Genomic DNA, 15,079 nt, shown 5'->3' on the forward strand with positions numbered 1-15,079 from the left:
TCAGGTGAGGGGTGGGGCCGCGCCACTGGCGCGACCCGGCGGGCCTCAGCCCTTCTTGGCGCGGATCACCTGCATCAGCGGCAAAACCTTGGACATGTCCGGCCCGTGTGACATGCCGGTCACGGCCTTGCGCAGCGGCATGAAGAGGCCACGGCCCTTGCGGCCCGTCGCCTCCTTCACGGCCTTGGTCCACTCGCCCCAGGTGGTTTCGTCATGCGGGCCCTCGGGCAGCAGGGTCATGGCCTCGGCGATGAAATCCTCGTCCTCGGGGTCGATCAGCGGGTCGGCGCCGTCGCGGAACATCGTCCACCAGGCCGGCAGGTCGTGCAGCGTGGTGATATTGTCGCGCACCACGGTCCAGAACAGTTCGGCCCGGTCGGCGGGCACGCCAAGGGCCGCGACCTCGTCAGCCACGTCCGCCAGCGGACGCTGCTGCAGGATGTGGGCGGTCAGCGGGAAGAGGTCCTTCTCGTCGAATTTCGTCGGCGCCGAGCCGAAGGTGTCCAGGTCGAAGCCCTCCGCCAGCTCCTCGACCGAGCCCGCGACCTCGACCGGCTGGGAGGAGCCCAGGCGGGCCATCAGTGACAGCAGGGCCATCGGTTCGACCCCTTGGGCGCGCAGGTCGCGGATGGACAGCACGCCCAGACGCTTCGATAGAGCCTCGCCCTGCGGGCCGGTCAGCAGCGAGTGGTGGGCGAAGGTCGGCACGCTGCCGCCAAGCGCCTCGATGATCTGGATCTGGGTGGCGGTGTTGGTCACGTGGTCGCTGCCGCGCACGACGTGGGTCACGCCCATCTCGGTGTCATCGACGACCGAGGCGAGGGTATAGAGCATCTGCCCGTCGGCCCGGATCAGCACCGGGTCCGAGACGGAAGCCGCGTCGATGGAAATCTCGCCCAGGATGCCGTCCTCCCAGGTGATCCGCTCCTGGTCCAGCTTGAACCGCCAGACGCCGGGGCCGCGCTCCTCGCGCAGCTTGGCCTTCTCGTCGTCCGACAGGTCCAGCGCGGCGCGGTCGTAGACCGGCGGCTTGCCCATGTTCAGCTGCTTCTTGCGCTTCAGGTCCAGCTCGGTCGGCGTTTCGAAGGCCTCGTAGAAGCGGCCCATGTCGCGCAGCCGGTCGGCGGCGTCCAGGTAACGATCCATCCGCTTGGACTGGTATTCCACGCGATCCCAGGTCAGGCCGAGCCATTCCAGGTCTTCCATGATCCCGTCGATATATTCCTGCTTCGAGCGTTCCTGGTCGGTGTCGTCGATGCGCAGGATGAACGTCCCGCCGGCCTTGCGGGCGATCAGGAAGTTGAACAGCGCGGTGCGCAGGTTGCCGACGTGGATATAGCCGGTCGGCGAGGGGGCAAAACGGGTGGTGGTCATGGCGAACTCCTGTTGGCCGCCTCTAAGCATGCGCCGCGCCGATTGTCCAGAAAACGAAGGGATCGCCCGTGCCGGGCGAGGCCTCCGGCGGGAGTATTTCCGGCCAGGGTATGGGCAGGGGCGTCGCGCCCGGATCGGGGGGACCCGCCTTTTCCCATACGATGGCTGAAAATACTCCGGGGGGCGCCTCCGGACCGGAGGCGGGGGGCAGCGCCCCCTCCCTCGGTCGGGCCGGGGTCAGCGGATGAAGCTGAGGACTTCCTTCTCGGTCACGATCATGTCCAGCGGCTGGTCGGTGTCCTCGCGCGGCAGGCTCTCGGCCTCCTGCGCGGCATAGGCAAAGCCGATGGCCAGCGTGGGGCGGTGCGCACGCAGCCCTTCCAGCGTCCGGTCGTAGAAACCGCCGCCGTAGCCCAGGCGCGTGCCTGCGCGGTCGAAGGCCACCAGCGGCATGATCAGGATTTCGGGCGTGATCCAGTCGTCCACCGCTGGCACCGCGGCGCCGAAGAGGCCATCGCGCATGGCACAGCCCGGTTCCCAGCGGGAAAAGCGCAGGGGCAGGCCGTGATCCTCGATCACCGGCAGGCCGACGGGGCCGTGGGCGGCGGCCTCTTCCATGGCCGGGATCGGGGAAATCTCGGTGCGGATCGGCCAGTAACCCGCCAGCGGCACCCCGCGGTAGCCCGCCAGCACCGAGGACAGCAGCCCCGCGCGTCCCGGCCCGGCGGTGTCATGCGCCTGCTTGCGGCGGGCGAAGGCCGCCTTGCGGGCGGCGGTCTTGGCTTCGGTCAGCGCATCTGCAGTCATCTTGTCGTCTCTCATAGCAGGACCATCCCGGCGAGGCCGAGGAAGGCGAAGAAGCCCACGACGTCCGTCACCGTGGTCACGAAGGTGCCCGAGGCCAGGGCGGGGTCGATCCGGAACTTGTCGAGGATGACCGGCACCGCGATGCCCGCCAGACCCGCGACCACCAGGTTGATCACCATCGCCGCCGCGATCACCCCGCCAAGGGCCAGACTGCCGAACCAGACGAGTCCGACGATGCCCATGATCACCGCGAAGGCCAGGCCGTTGAACAGGCCCACCATGATCTCCCGTCGCAGGACCCGCCAGACGTTGGAGCCGGTCAAGTCCTTGGTGGCGATGGCGCGCACCGCGACGGTCAGGGCCTGGGTGCCGGCGTTGCCGCCCATGGAGGCCACGATGGGCATCAGTACCGCCAGGGCGACAAACTGCGCGATCGTATCCTCGAAGAGCGAGATCACCAGCGAGGCGATCACCGCCGTGGCCAGGTTCACCGCCAGCCAGGGCAGGCGCTGTTTCACCGTTTCCGACACACGGTCGTTCAGGCTGCCTTCGCCGACACCGGCCAGGCGCATGATGTCTTCCTCGTGTTCCTCGTCCAGCACGATCATCGCGTCGTCGATGGTGATCACGCCCACCAGTCGCTCTTCCTCGTCCACCACCGGGGCGGAGATGATGTGGTACTGGTTGAAGGCATAGGCCACCTCGCCCTCGTCCTGCATCGCCGGGATGGTGCGGAACGCCGGTTCGGTGATTTCCTGCAGGCGGGTGCGGCGGGGTGAGGCCATCAGCTTGCCCAGGGTCACATGGCCCACGGGGCGGATCTTCGGGTCCAGCAGGATGACGTGGTAGAACTGTTCCGGCAGGTCCTCGCGTTCGCGCATCATGTCGATGGTCTGGCCGACAGTCCAGAACTCGGGCACCGCCACGACCTCGCGCTGCATCAGGCGGCCGGCGGATTCCTCGGGGTAGTTCAGCGCCTGTTCGACCGCGTGCCGGTCGCTGTCCTCCAGGGCGCCCAGGATCGCTTCCTGCTGCGGTTCCTCCAGGTATTCGACCAGGTCGACCACGTCATCGGAATCCAGATCGCGGACGGCTTCCTTCAGCACGTCCGGCGTCAGGAGCTGGATGACCTCCTCGCGGATGCCCTCGTCCAGTTCCGACAGGATGTCGCCGTCGAAATCGCGATCATAAAGCAGCACCAGCCGGCGCCTGTCGTAGGCGTTGACCTGTTCCAGAAGGTCGGCGATGTCCGCCGCGTGCAGCGGCTCCATCAGCTCCAGCAACTGCGCGCGGTCGCCGGTGTCCACGGCATAGAGAATCGCCGCGACATTGCGCCGGTCGAGCGTATAGCTCTCCTGCTCTTCCGTGCCGGCCTCGGGGGCGGTTTCGGGGTCGATTTCCTGCTCGATCTCGGTCATGCGCCGCCCTCTTTGCTTTGCCTCGACCATATCGGACGCCGGGGCGCGGAAACAATGGGCGAGGCACGTTTACCCGCCCCTTAGCAGAGGATAATCTGGGCGGCGGTCGTCGCGTTGGCGGCCAATTGGCAGGGACGGGACCAGGATGGGTGCGATGGGTGAAAAAGTTCTTATGACGGGGCGGGTGATGGATTTCACCGCGGATCCCTTCAAGGCACCCTGGGCCGACTGCGTGTCCTACGAAGAGCATGGCGGGCTGCTGATCGAGGGGGGCCAGATCCTCGCCCGCGGCACCGCCGACGCGCTGAAGGCCGATCACCCCGACGCGCGGGTGGTGGACTATGGCAAGGGCCTGATCCTGCCCGGTTTCGTCGACGCCCACGTGCACTTTCCGCAGACGGCGATGATTGCCAGCTGGGGCAAGCGGCTGATCGACTGGCTGAACACCTATACCTTCCCCGAGGAGATGAAGTTCGCCAGCCTCGACTATGCCGCCGAGATCGCGGCGCGCTACCTCGACCTGACAACGGCCCATGGCACCACCTCGATGGTCAGTTTCTGCACCATCCATCCCGAAAGCGTGGAGGCCTTCTTTGCCGAGGCCGGCAAGCGCGGCCAGCGGGTCGTCGCGGGCAAGACCTGCATGGATCGCAACGCTCCCGAGGGGCTGCGCGACACGCCGCAGACGGCCTATGATCAGTCGAAGGCCCTGCTGGAGAAATGGCATGGCCAGGGGCGGATCGGCTATGCCATCACACCGCGTTTCTCGCCCACCTCGACGCCGGAGCAGCTGGAGGCCCTGGGCGCGCTCTGGGCCGAGCACCCCGAGGTGCTGATGCAGACCCACCTGAGCGAGCAGACCGACGAGATCGCCTGGGTGCAGGGCCTCTACCCCGAGGCCCGCGATTACCTCGATACCTACGAGGCGTTCGGCCTGCTGGGCAGCAACGGTCTCTACGGCCATTCGATCCACCTGGAACCGCGTGAGATCGCCCGGCTGGACGAGATGGGCGCGGCGGTGGTGCATTGCCCGACCTCCAACACCTTCATCGGCTCGGGCCTGTTCGACATGAAGGGGATCACCCAGACCAAAATCCGGGTGGGCCTGGCCACGGATACCGGCGGCGGGTCCGACTTCTCGATGCTGCGCACCATGGCCGCGGCCTACGAGGTGGGCCAGCTGCGGCACAATCCGCTGCATCCGGCGCAACTGCTGTGGCTGGCGACCGCCGGGTCGGCCGGCGCCCTGGGCATGGCCGATCGCATCGGCACCCTGGCCCCGGGGTCGGAGGCCGACGTGGTCGTTCTGGATCTCGCCTCGACACCGGCCATTGCACAGCGTGAAGCCCAGGCCGGGGACATCTGGGAGGCCGTCTTCCCCACCATCATGATGGGGGATGACCGGGCGGTGCAGGCGGTGTGGATCGGCGGGCGCGCGGCGTTCTGACCGACCCGGCCCGGGCGCGCGGGATCGTCGCGCCGGCCTGTCTCGCGCTTGGCGCAGGCCATGGTTTCGTGGCAAGACCGTCCGACGACACCTGTGGAGGAGGGTCGCGACGCCCATGGCCTCGCTGTTTCACCAGATCTGGATCGGTTCGGTCCTGGTCATCATATCGGTTCTCGTCTCGGCCGTGATCTTCGTCACGCTGGAGGCGCTGGTGGCACGTATGCACCGCTGGCTGATGCGCCCGCCGCACCGGCCAAAGCTGGCGCTGGTGCTGGTCGGCACGGTGATCGGCGCGCTGGCGATGATCACCATCAGCGTCTGGATCTGGGCGCTGGCCTTCCTCTGGCTGGGGGTCTTCGAAGGGTTGGAGGAATCGCTCTACTTCGCGCTGGAAAGCTTCACCACCCTGGGCTTCGGCGACCTGCTGGCGCCGAACGACTGGCGAATCCTGGGCGGCATGACGGCGGTGAACGGTTTCCTCAACATCGGCATGATCTCGGCCATCGTGCTGGAGGTGATCCGCTACGTGCGGCGCAACCAGATGGCCTCGCCGCTCTGACGCGGAGGACGGAGGGGGCCGTGCACGCCCCGCCTAGTCCGAAAGGCGCGCCACCTGCAGTCGCGCCAGGTGGTGATCGACCAGCTCCGTCTCCTCCGCCGTCAGCTGCTGCGCGCGGGGATAGCGCGGCGTGGCGCGGTCATCGAGGATGGGCGTCGCGTCCCAGCCGTCGGTGGTGTCGAAGAAGCGCGCCACGCCGGCCTCGCCAAACTCGGCCCTGTAGCCCTGCACCACGACGTCGAGGTAGGACAGCAGGATCGCGCGTGGCGCGGGGGCGGCGGGATGCTTGTCGGCGGGGATCGAGTAGATGGCGATCTCCGGCGCCGCCGCGGGCGCATCCGGCGGGGTGATGTCGGGCGTGGCGATCAGCCGGTCATAGGCCGCCTCGCGGGCGTCCAGCGCCGCCCAGTCGCCGCCGGGCACCGCCGCGATCAGCCCCTCGATCTCGCTGCCCGGGCTGGGGATGGCCGTCAGGATTGCCACCTCGTGATCCCCGGAATGGCGCCACAGGCGCCGCCAGCCGCGCGCAGTGGCCGGACGGGCGCCGCCGTAGACATGCGTGGCGCGGTTCACGAGGCTGCCATAGCCGAAGAAATGCGGGTCCTGGGTCAATTTCTGCCTCCTTTGATGCAGGTCAAATACATCTTGCGGCGGAGTGGTCAAAGGTGTCGCTGACGCATTGCGTGCCATGCTGGCCCGAATGTGTCGTGAAGACGCACGCGAGGGGAGCGCCCCCCGGGGAGCCAGGCGAGAGGGCATGACATGCGGCTGACGAAACGAACCAACATCTCCATGCGCGTACTGATGTATTGCGCGGTGAACAAGGGGCGGCTGGTCACCAAGGCCGAGATCGCCGAAGCCTGCAACATCTCGGAAAACCACCTGGCGCAGGTCATCAACCGGCTGGGTCAGCTGGGCTTCCTGATGACGCAACGAGGGCGCAACGGCGGCATGACCCTGGGCCATCCGGCGGACAAGATCCGCGTGGGCGACGTGTTCCGCGCCGTGGAATCGGCCGTGCCGATCGCCGAGTGTTTCGCCGACCAGGCCAATACCTGCCCGCTGGTCGATGTCTGCCGCCTGCGCGAGGCGATCGACCAGGCCACCCAGGCCTTCTACACCTCGCTGGACGGGGTTACTCTGGATGAGCTGGTCTGCGACAATCCCGGCCTTGCCGAACTTCTGAGCCCCGTCGCCTGCCCGGCCTGACTTTTTCGGCCCTTTTGGCGATCCGGCGGAATGCGACGCTTGAAGAGGCTTGCGCGACGCGCGGCTTTGACGGTATCCGGGACCTGTCGGAACGGGAGAACTGGCCGCAAGGCCGGTGCCGAAGGAGCAACCGCCCCGGAAACTCTCAGGCTTCAGGACCGCCCGACAGACAGACTCTGGAGAGAGGCCCGGGACGGGTCCGCCGAAGGGATAGCGATCTCAGGCAAAAGAACAGAGGGGGCATCAAGGCGTGGCGTGGCCGCGCGGATGATGCCCGGCGCATTGGCCCGGGAATTGAGGGAGTGACCAATGGGCCAGGATGCACCTGCCGATGAAATGATCGACCTGCCGCTGGCCGGGCTGCACGCCGAGTTGGGCGGCAAGATGGTGCCCTTCGCGGGCTATGCCATGCCGGTGCAATATGCCGCCGGCGTGATGAAGGAGCATCAGCACACCCGCGCCGCCGCCGGCCTCTTCGATGTCAGCCACATGGGCCAGGTGATTCTGCGCGGCGCCGATGCCGAGACCCTTGCCCTGGCCTTCGAGAGCCTGACGCCCGCCGCCGTGCTGGGCCTGAAGGAAGGCCGCCAGCGCTATGGCCTGCTGACCAATGATGCGGGCGGGATCCTCGATGACCTGATGTTCGCCAATCGCGGCGATCACCTGTTCGTCGTCGTCAACGCCGCCTGCAAGGCCACCGACATTGCCCATATGCGCGCCAATCTGCCCGGCATCGAGGTCGAGGAGATCACCGACCGCTGCCTGCTGGCCCTGCAGGGCCCGGGTGCCGAGGCGGCGCTGGCGCGTCTGGCGCCTGAGGTGGCCGAGATGCGTTTCATGGACGTGGGCTACGTCACGCTGGAAGGGGCCGAGTGCTGGATCTCACGCTCTGGCTACACCGGCGAGGATGGGTTCGAAATCTCCATCCCCAACGAGGCCGCCGAATCCGTGGCGCGGGCGCTGCTGGCTGACGACAGCGTGCTGCCCATCGGGCTGGGCGCCCGCGACAGCCTGCGGCTGGAGGCAGGTCTGTGCCTTTACGGCCATGACATCGACGAGACCACCAGCCCCGTCGAGGCCGCACTGCAATGGTCGATCCAGAAGGCGCGCCGCGCCGGGGGCGACCGCGCCGGCGGCTTCCCCGGGGCCGAGCGCATCCTGGCCGAGCTGGACCGCGGTCCGGCCCGCTTGCGGGTCGGACTGCGCCCCGAGGGCCGCGCGCCCATGCGCGAGGGCGTGACGCTGCACCATGAGGGGGCAGAGGTTGGCCGGATCACCTCCGGCGCCTTCGGCCCCTCGGTTGCCGGCCCCGTCGCCATGGGCTACCTGCCCGCCGCGCTGGCCACGCCCGGCACCGCGGTCGAGGGCGCCCTGCGGGGCAAGATGCTGCCCGTCAGTGTCGCCTCGCTGCCCTTCCTGCCCGCCAATTTCAAACGCTGACCCACAACCCGACATACCGGAGCGCCAAAGCCGCCCGGCCCGAGACAAACCAGGGAGACCATGGACATGAAATTCACCGAAGAACACGAATGGCTGCGCCCCGAAGACGAGCTGGTCGTCGTGGGCATCACCGAACATGCCGCCGAACAGCTGGGCGACATCGTTTTCATCGAGCTGCCCGAGGTGGGCACCCAGGTGAACAAGGATGACGAGGTGGTGGTGATCGAAAGCGTGAAGGCCGCCTCCGACATCCTGGCGCCCATCGACGGCGAGATCATCGAGGTCAACGAGGCGCTGGTCGAGGATCCGGGCAAGGTGAACGAGGATCCGACCGGCGACGCCTGGTTCTTCAAGATCAAGCCGGCCGAGCCCGAGCAGATGGACGAATACATGAGTGAAGCCGCCTACATGAAGTACGTCGGCTGATCCTGACCTGATCAACCCGGGCCCGGCCAGGACCGGGTCCCACCGCCCCGCAACGGCCCCGGTTCTCCGGGGTGCCGCCTCCGATGCCCGCTCCGGGCACCGGCCCTGTTTTTGCATCCTGTCGACAGGATGCCCCCTGCCGCAAAGGAGCCCCAGATGCCCTTCACGCCCACCGACTACCGCCCCTATGACTTCGCCAACCGCCGTCACATCGGCCCCTCGCCGGACGAGATGGCGGAGATGCTGCAGGTGATCGGCGCCGACAGCCTGGATGCGCTGATCGACGAAACCGTGCCGACGGGCATCCGCCAGGACGATCCGCTGGACTTCGGCCCGGCCCTGTCGGAGGCGGATCTGCTGAAGTTCCTGCGCGGGGTGTCGGCGAAGAACCAGGTCTTCACCTCGCTGATCGGGCAGGGCTATGCCGACACGATCACGCCCCCGGCGATCAAGCGCAACATCCTGGAAAACCCGGCCTGGTACACCGCCTACACCCCTTATCAGCCCGAGATCAGCCAGGGCCGGCTGGAGGCGCTGCTGAACTACCAGACCATGGTCAGCGACCTGACCGGGCTCGACATCGCCAATGCCTCCCTGCTGGACGAGGCGACGGCGGCGGCCGAGGCCATGACCATGGCGCAGCGGGTAGCCAAGTCAAAGGCCGGGGCCTTCTTCGTGGACGAGAACTGCCATCCCCAGAACATCGACGTGATCCGCACCCGCGCCGAACCGCTGGGGATCGAGATCATCGTCGGCGCTCCGGAGGATCTGGACGCTTCCCGCGTCTTCGGCGCCGTCTTCCAGTATCCCGGCACCCATGGTGGGCTGACTGACTTCACCCCGCAGATGGAGGCGCTGCACGAGGCAAAGGCCGTGGGCATCGTCATCGCCGACATCATGGCGCTGTGCCTGCTGAAGGAACCGGGGGCCATGGGCGCGGACATCGCCGTGGGCAGCACGCAGCGCTTCGGCGTGCCCTTGGGCTATGGCGGCCCGCATGCCGCCTATATGGCCTGTCGCGATGCCTACAAACGCTCGATGCCCGGCCGGATCGTCGGCGTGTCGATCGACAGCCGCGGCAACCGCGCCTACCGGCTGGCCCTGCAGACGCGCGAACAGCATATCCGGCGCGAGAAGGCCACGTCGAACGTCTGCACCGCCCAGGCGCTGCTGGCCGTGATGGCCTCGATGTACGCCGTCTTCCACGGGCCGCAGGGGCTGAAGGGCATCGCGCAGCGCATCCACCGCAAGGCGGTGCGCCTGGCGAAAGGGTTCGAGGCGGCCGGATTCGAGGTGGGCCCCAAGGCCTTCTTCGACACGATCCACGTGGAGGTCGGCGCGTTGCAATCCGCCGTGCTGAAATCGGCCCGGGACGAGGGGCTGAACCTGCGCGCCGTAGGGGACACGAAGGTCGGCATCGCGCTGGACGAATGCACCCGCCCAGCCACGATCGAGGCCGTCTGGCGGGCCTTCGGGATCGAGCGGACGGACGCGGTGGAGCCCTATGAGTACCGCATTCCCGACGGCTTCGTGCGCGAGAGCAGCTATCTCGATCACCCGATCTTCCACATGAACCGCGCTGAGACCGAGATGACCCGCTACATGCGCCGTCTCGCCGACCGCGACCTGGCGCTGGACCGGGCGATGATCCCGCTGGGCTCCTGCACGATGAAACTGAACGCGGCGGTGGAGATGGAGCCGATCTCCTGGCCCGAGTTCAGCGCCCTGCACCCCTTCGCGCCGAAGGAGCAGGCGGGCGGCTATGCGCAACTCTTCGAGGATCTATCGGCCAAGCTGTGTGACATTACCGGCTACGCGGGCTTCTCCATGCAGCCCAACTCGGGCGCGCAGGGGGAATATGCGGGGCTGCTGACCATCCGCCGCTATCACGCGGCGCGCGGCGAGGGGCATCGCAACATCTGCCTGATCCCTACCTCGGCCCATGGCACCAACCCGGCCTCGGCCCATATGGCCGGCTGGAAGGTCGTGCCGGTGAAATCGCGCGACAATGGCGACATCGACCTGGGCGACTTCCTGGAGAAGGCGCAGAAATACGCCGCCGATCTGGCGGCCTGCATGATCACCTATCCCTCCACCCATGGGGTTTTCGAGGAGACGGTGCGCGAGGTCTGCAAGATCACCCATGAAAATGGCGGCCAAGTCTATATCGACGGCGCCAACATGAACGCCATGGTGGGCCTGTCGCGGCCCGGCGATCTGGGCGGTGATGTCAGCCACCTGAACCTGCACAAGACCTTCTGCATTCCCCACGGCGGCGGCGGCCCCGGCATGGGCCCCATCGGGGTGGCGGCGCATCTGGTCGACCATCTGCCGGGCCATGTGGCGACCGGCGGCAGCGGGGCGGTCTCGGCGGCCCCCTATGGCTCGCCCTCGATCCTGCCGATCTCCTGGGCCTATTGCCTGCTGATGGGCGGCGACGGGCTGACCCAGGCCACCAAGGTCGCGATCCTCAACGCCAACTACATCGCGGCGCGTCTGAAAGGCGCCTATGAGGTGCTTTACAAGGGCCCGCGCGGCCAGGTGGCGCATGAATGCATCCTCGACACCCGCCCCTTCGAGAAAAGCGCGGGCGTGACCGTGGATGACATCGCGAAACGGCTGGTCGACTGCGGCTTCCACGCGCCCACCATGTCCTTCCCGATCCCCGGCACGCTGATGGTGGAACCCACCGAAAGCGAGACCCGGGCCGAGCTGGACCGCTTCTGCGACGCCATGCTGGCGATCCGCGCCGAGATCACGGAGATCGAGTCTGGCGCGGTGGCGCCCGACGCCAGCCCGCTGAAGTTCGCCCCGCACACGGTCGAGGATCTGGTTGCCGCCGACTGGGACCGCGCCTATGGCCGCGAGCAGGGCTGCTTCCCCCCCGGCGCTTTCCGGGTGGACAAGTATTGGCCGCCGGTCAACCGCGTGGACAACGCCTGGGGCGATCGGAACCTGACCTGCACCTGCCCGCCCATGTCGGACTATGCCGAGGCGGCAGAGTAGGAGGGCCGCCGGGGCTGGGGGCTCTGCCCCCGTCTCCGTCGGAGACTCCCCCGGAGTATTTCTGGCTGTCGGATGAAATAAAGAGCCACTTCATTTCATCCGAAAGCTGAAAATACTCTGGGGGGAGGCTCGCAAGGGCCGGGGGCAAAGCCCCCGCCTAGTCCCGCGCCCGCAGCACCTGCGCGGGGCGGGCCGAGAGCGGCCGCCAGGCGAAGAGAAGTCCTGCGGCGAGGTTCAGAGCCAGCCCGCCCAGCACCACCGCCAGGGCATTGGGCCAGATCACCCGGAAAGACGTCTCTAGCACGAAGTGGCTGATCGCCCAGGCGCCCAGGAGACCGGTCAGCAGCGCCACCAGGCCCGCGCCCGCACCCAAAAGCGCCGCGCGCAGGGCGAAGCTGGCGAGGATGCGCGCGCGTGATGCGCCGAGCGTCTTCAGCAGCGCCGACTCGTAGCGCCGCGCCCGTTCCCCCGACAGGGCCGCGCCGATCAGCACCAGGAACCCCGTCACCAGCGTGGCGCCGGCCCCCCAGGAGGTCGCGGCGGCGATGGAGCCCATCAGGTCGGTCACCAGCGCGATGGCGTCGCGCACCGAGATCACCGTCACATTGGGAAAATCGCGCCCCAGGTCGCGCAGAATCGCCGCCTCGGCCTGTGGCTCGGCATAGATCGTGGCGATCCAGCTGTGCGGCGCGCCCGCCAGGGCCGACTGGTTCATCACCAGGATGAAGCCCATCCCGGCGGTCGAGAAATCCACCGCGCGAAAGGAGGTGATCTCGGCCTCGATGTCGCGGCCCAGCACATTGACGGTCAATCGATCGCCCAGGCTCAGGCCCATCTCCTCGGCCTCCTCGGCGGAGACGGAGACCTGCGGCGGTCCGTCATAGCCTTCGCCCCACCACTCACCCGCCGTCACGGTGGTGTTTTCCGGCAGGGCATCGGCATAGCTGACGCCGCGGTCGCCGTTCAGCACCCAATGCTCGCCGGCCACCTCCGTCGCGGGCTGGCCGTTGATCTGGGTGATGACGCCGCGCAGCATCGGGGCGCGATCAACGCGGCTGACGGCCGGATCATTCGTCACCCGGTCCAGGAAGGCGTCGAGCTGCTGCGGCTGGATGTCCACGGCGAAGAAGGAGGGGGCGCGGGTGGGCAATTCCTCGGCGATGGCGGCGCGCAGGTTGCCGTCGATTTGCCCCACCGAGGCCAGCACCGACAGGCCGAGGCCCAGAGACAGCACAACGGGCAAGGCCTCTGTTCCCGGCCCGGCGATGGCGGCGGCGGCCCATCGAAGCGCCGGGCGGCCGCGCGCGGCACGGGCCAGGGGGCGGGCCGCGCGCCGCAGGGCTGCGGCGGCGCCGGCCAGCAGGACCAGCGCCACCGCGATGCCGGCGAAGGTCCAGAGGGTCAGTTCCACCGCGCCCGAGAGCCAGGCGGCGCTGGCGACCAGCGCCGCAAGCAGCACGGCGAGCAGGACCAGGAAACGGGGCCGGGGCCAGCCGCGCCCGCCGGAGGGATCACGGAAGAGCTGCGCCACGCGCACCTCATCCAGCCGGGCCAGCGGCCAGAGGGTGAAGATCAGCGCGGTCAGCGCGCCGTAGAGCGCGGCCTCGGCCAGCGGGCCGGGGTAGAGGCCGAAGTCGGCCGGAATGGGCAGCATCTCTCCCAGTGTCGGGGCCATCAGCAGCGGCAGGGCGCCGCCCAGGATCAGGCCCAGCAGGATGCCAAGCGCCGCGAGGGCCCCGATCTGCAGGAAATAGGTCAGGAAGATCACCCGCCGCGTCGCCCCCAGTGTCTTCAGCGTGGCGATGATGCGGATCTTGCCCGCCAAGTAGGCGCGCACGGCCGCCGAGACCCCCACGCCCCCCACGGCCAGCCCGGCCAGCCCGACGAGGACGAGGAAGGCCGACAGCCGTTCCACGAAGGAGGAGATGCCGGGCGCGCCGTTGCGCGCGTCGCGCCAGCGCGCGCCGCTGGTGGCGAAACGTTCGGCCACCGCGGCCTGCATCGCATCGAGGTTCGTCTCGGGCGGCAAGACCAGGCGCAGGCGCGAGTCGAAGAGCGTGCCGGGGGCAAGCAGGGCGCTGCCCTCCAGCGCGGACCGGGCCACCAGGCTGCGCGGCCCGAGTGTGAAGCCCGAGGCATTGGAGTCGGGTTCCTCGGTCAGTGCGGCCATCAGGGTGAAGGCCACGCCGCCGATCTCCACCGCCTCCCCCGGGACAATGTCGAGGCGCGCAATCAGCGCCGGCGCCATGACCACGCCGGGGCGATCCCCGTCGCCTGCCAGCGCCTCCGCTAGCGGCATGGCGGGATCCAGCGCGACCTCTCCGACCAGCGGATAGGCGTCATCCACGGCTTTCACCTGCGACAGGGCGCGGGCGCCCTCCGCGCCGGGCGTGGTCGCCATGGAGCGGAAGTCGGCGATCTCGGACAGCGCCGTGGAACGGTCGGCCAGCCAGGCGCGTTCGTCGGCGTCGGCGAAACGATAGGTCAGGGAAACCTCGGCGTCGCCGCCCAGCATCTCGGCCCCCTGTTCGGCCAGACCGCTTTCGATGGCCTGGCGGACGGAGCCCACGGCGGCGATGGCCGCGACCCCGAGGGCGAGACAGGCGATGAGGATGCGGAAACCAGCGAGGCCGCCGCGCAGCTCGCGGGCGGCCAGGCGGGCGGCACGGGTCAGGTCGCTCATGCCGGGGTATCCTGCAGGGCGATGCGCCCGTCCCGGAGCGGCACCACCCGGTCACAGCGCGTCGCCAGATCGGGGGCATGGGTCACCATGACCAGCGTCGCCCCATGGCGGTCGCGCAGGCCGAAGAGCATGTCCATGATGGCGCCGCCGTTGGCCTCGTCCAGGTTGCCGGTGGGTTCATCCGCCAGCAGGATCTCGGGCCGGGGCGCGGCGGCACGGGCTAGGGCCACGCGCTGCTGCTCGCCACCCGACATCTGGCTGGGGTAGTGATCGGCGCGCTGCGCCAGGCCGACCTGGGCCAGCTCTTCCGCCGCGCGCTCAAACGCATCGGCGTGGCCGGCCAGTTCCAGCGGCGTCGCGACATTTTCCAGCGCCGTCATCGTCGGGATCAGGTGGAAGCTTTGGAAGACCACCCCCATATGATCCCTGCGGACCCGGGCCAGCGCATCTTCGGACAGGCCGGTCAGGTCCTGCCCCAGCACCCGGACGGTGCCGGCGCTGGCGCGTTCCAGCCCGCCCATGAGCATGAGGAGAGACGATTTGCCCGACCCCGATGGCCCGATGAGCCCCAGCGTTTCCCCGCGCGCGACCGTCAGGTCGATGCCATGCAGGATCTCGACCGGGCCGGCGTTGCCCGCCAGCGAGAGGGCGGCGCCCGACAGTTCAATCACGGGGTCCGGATGGGTCATGGCGGGGGTGTCCTGTCTTGC

12 protein-coding genes and 1 riboswitch are annotated in these 15,079 nt (G+C 68.5%); of the genes, 6 read left to right on the top strand and 6 right to left on the bottom strand.

The window, feature by feature from the left end:
- Nucleotides 1-45 precede the first annotated feature (45 nt).
- The 3 genes from gltX to mgtE all read right to left on the bottom strand — a co-directional run bounded on the left by gltX (nt 46) and on the right by mgtE (nt 3,599).
- The gene (gene gltX / locus LC066_RS16365; RefSeq protein WP_222480078.1) at nt 46-1,374 is read right to left on the bottom strand and encodes a glutamate--tRNA ligase; all 1,329 of its coding nucleotides are present in this window, start codon (nt 1,372-1,374) and stop codon (nt 46-48) included.
- A 237-nt stretch (nt 1,375-1,611) separates the two neighbouring features.
- Nucleotides 1,612-2,196 (bottom strand): 5-formyltetrahydrofolate cyclo-ligase, encoded by a 585-nt coding sequence (locus LC066_RS16370; RefSeq protein ID WP_224901190.1) that lies wholly within the window; start codon nt 2,194-2,196, stop codon nt 1,612-1,614.
- Entirely contained in the window at nt 2,193-3,599 is a 1,407-nt protein-coding gene (gene mgtE, locus LC066_RS16375) for a magnesium transporter (protein ID WP_224901192.1), read from the bottom strand. Before mgtE ends, LC066_RS16370 begins: the two co-directional genes overlap by 4 nt.
- Before the next feature lie 154 nt (nt 3,600-3,753).
- Between mgtE and guaD the strand changes: the two genes are divergently transcribed.
- Together guaD and LC066_RS16385 are read left to right on the top strand one after the other, a co-directional pair.
- Nucleotides 3,754-5,046: a guanine deaminase gene (guaD, locus tag LC066_RS16380; RefSeq protein WP_224901196.1), complete on the top strand. Its 1,293-nt coding sequence runs from the start codon at nt 3,754-3,756 to the stop codon at nt 5,044-5,046.
- Nucleotides 5,047-5,161: 115 nt separating this feature from the next.
- Complete coding sequence (locus LC066_RS16385; protein WP_224901199.1) at nt 5,162-5,605, top strand: ion channel; 444 nt, start codon at nt 5,162-5,164, stop codon at nt 5,603-5,605.
- Between the two features lie 33 nt (nt 5,606-5,638).
- Here LC066_RS16385 and LC066_RS16390 read toward each other — a convergent pair whose 3' ends face one another.
- Complete coding sequence (locus LC066_RS16390; RefSeq protein ID WP_224901203.1) at nt 5,639-6,217, bottom strand: gamma-glutamylcyclotransferase family protein; 579 nt, start codon at nt 6,215-6,217, stop codon at nt 5,639-5,641.
- 150 nt (nt 6,218-6,367) lie between these two features.
- On the opposite strand from LC066_RS16390, the gene LC066_RS16395 reads away from it, so the two are divergent.
- From LC066_RS16395 to gcvP, 4 genes are all read left to right on the top strand, one after another.
- On the top strand, nt 6,368-6,814 hold the full coding sequence (locus LC066_RS16395; protein WP_085889466.1) for an RrF2 family transcriptional regulator: 447 nt from the start codon (nt 6,368-6,370) through the stop codon (nt 6,812-6,814).
- Between the two features lie 81 nt (nt 6,815-6,895).
- A riboswitch (glycine riboswitch) is annotated at nt 6,896-6,985 on the top strand.
- 138 nt (nt 6,986-7,123) lie between these two features.
- On the top strand, nt 7,124-8,254 hold the full coding sequence (gene gcvT, locus LC066_RS16400; RefSeq protein ID WP_412103251.1) for a glycine cleavage system aminomethyltransferase GcvT: 1,131 nt from the start codon (nt 7,124-7,126) through the stop codon (nt 8,252-8,254).
- A gap of 66 nt (nt 8,255-8,320) precedes the next feature.
- Nucleotides 8,321-8,680 carry a glycine cleavage system protein GcvH gene (gene gcvH / locus LC066_RS16405; RefSeq protein WP_224901206.1) on the top strand — a complete coding sequence of 120 codons (360 nt, stop codon included), beginning with the start codon at nt 8,321-8,323 and terminating at the stop codon, nt 8,678-8,680.
- Nucleotides 8,681-8,836: 156 nt separating this feature from the next.
- The gene (gene gcvP, locus LC066_RS16410; RefSeq protein ID WP_224901209.1) at nt 8,837-11,686 is read left to right on the top strand and encodes an aminomethyl-transferring glycine dehydrogenase; all 2,850 of its coding nucleotides are present in this window, start codon (nt 8,837-8,839) and stop codon (nt 11,684-11,686) included.
- 157 nt (nt 11,687-11,843) lie between these two features.
- On the opposite strand, the gene LC066_RS16415 is transcribed toward gcvP, so the two are convergent.
- Both LC066_RS16415 and LC066_RS16420 read right to left on the bottom strand, forming a co-directional pair.
- Nucleotides 11,844-14,369 (bottom strand): ABC transporter permease, encoded by a 2,526-nt coding sequence (locus tag LC066_RS16415; protein WP_224901212.1) that lies wholly within the window; start codon nt 14,367-14,369, stop codon nt 11,844-11,846.
- Nucleotides 14,366-15,058 carry an ABC transporter ATP-binding protein gene (locus LC066_RS16420; RefSeq protein WP_224901216.1) on the bottom strand — a complete coding sequence of 231 codons (693 nt, stop codon included), beginning with the start codon at nt 15,056-15,058 and terminating at the stop codon, nt 14,366-14,368. The genes LC066_RS16415 and LC066_RS16420 overlap by 4 nt, the downstream gene beginning before the upstream one ends.
- Nucleotides 15,059-15,079: the final 21 nt, after the last annotated feature.

Source organism: Pseudooceanicola marinus (assembly GCF_020177265.1).
Taxonomy (GTDB): domain Bacteria; phylum Pseudomonadota; class Alphaproteobacteria; order Rhodobacterales; family Rhodobacteraceae; genus Pseudooceanicola; species Pseudooceanicola marinus_A.

Bases quoted from the DNA above. Each gene is read 5' to 3' on its own strand.
- LC066_RS16415 (WP_224901212.1), bottom strand. From the start codon at position 14,369: ATGAGCGACCTGACCCGTGCCGCCCGCCTGGCCGCCCGCGAGCTGCGC.
- gltX (WP_222480078.1), bottom strand. From the start codon at position 1,374: ATGACCACCACCCGTTTTGCCCCCTCGCCGACCGGCTATATCCACGTC.
- gcvT (WP_412103251.1), top strand. From the start codon at position 7,124: ATGGGCCAGGATGCACCTGCCGATGAAATGATCGACCTGCCGCTGGCC.
- gcvP (WP_224901209.1), top strand. From the start codon at position 8,837: ATGCCCTTCACGCCCACCGACTACCGCCCCTATGACTTCGCCAACCGC.
- mgtE (WP_224901192.1), bottom strand. From the start codon at position 3,599: ATGACCGAGATCGAGCAGGAAATCGACCCCGAAACCGCCCCCGAGGCC.
- LC066_RS16385 (WP_224901199.1), top strand. From the start codon at position 5,162: ATGGCCTCGCTGTTTCACCAGATCTGGATCGGTTCGGTCCTGGTCATC.
- gcvH (WP_224901206.1), top strand. From the start codon at position 8,321: ATGAAATTCACCGAAGAACACGAATGGCTGCGCCCCGAAGACGAGCTG.
- guaD (WP_224901196.1), top strand. From the start codon at position 3,754: ATGGGTGAAAAAGTTCTTATGACGGGGCGGGTGATGGATTTCACCGCG.
- LC066_RS16370 (WP_224901190.1), bottom strand. From the start codon at position 2,196: ATGAGAGACGACAAGATGACTGCAGATGCGCTGACCGAAGCCAAGACC.
- LC066_RS16395 (WP_085889466.1), top strand. From the start codon at position 6,368: ATGCGGCTGACGAAACGAACCAACATCTCCATGCGCGTACTGATGTAT.
- LC066_RS16420 (WP_224901216.1), bottom strand. From the start codon at position 15,058: ATGACCCATCCGGACCCCGTGATTGAACTGTCGGGCGCCGCCCTCTCG.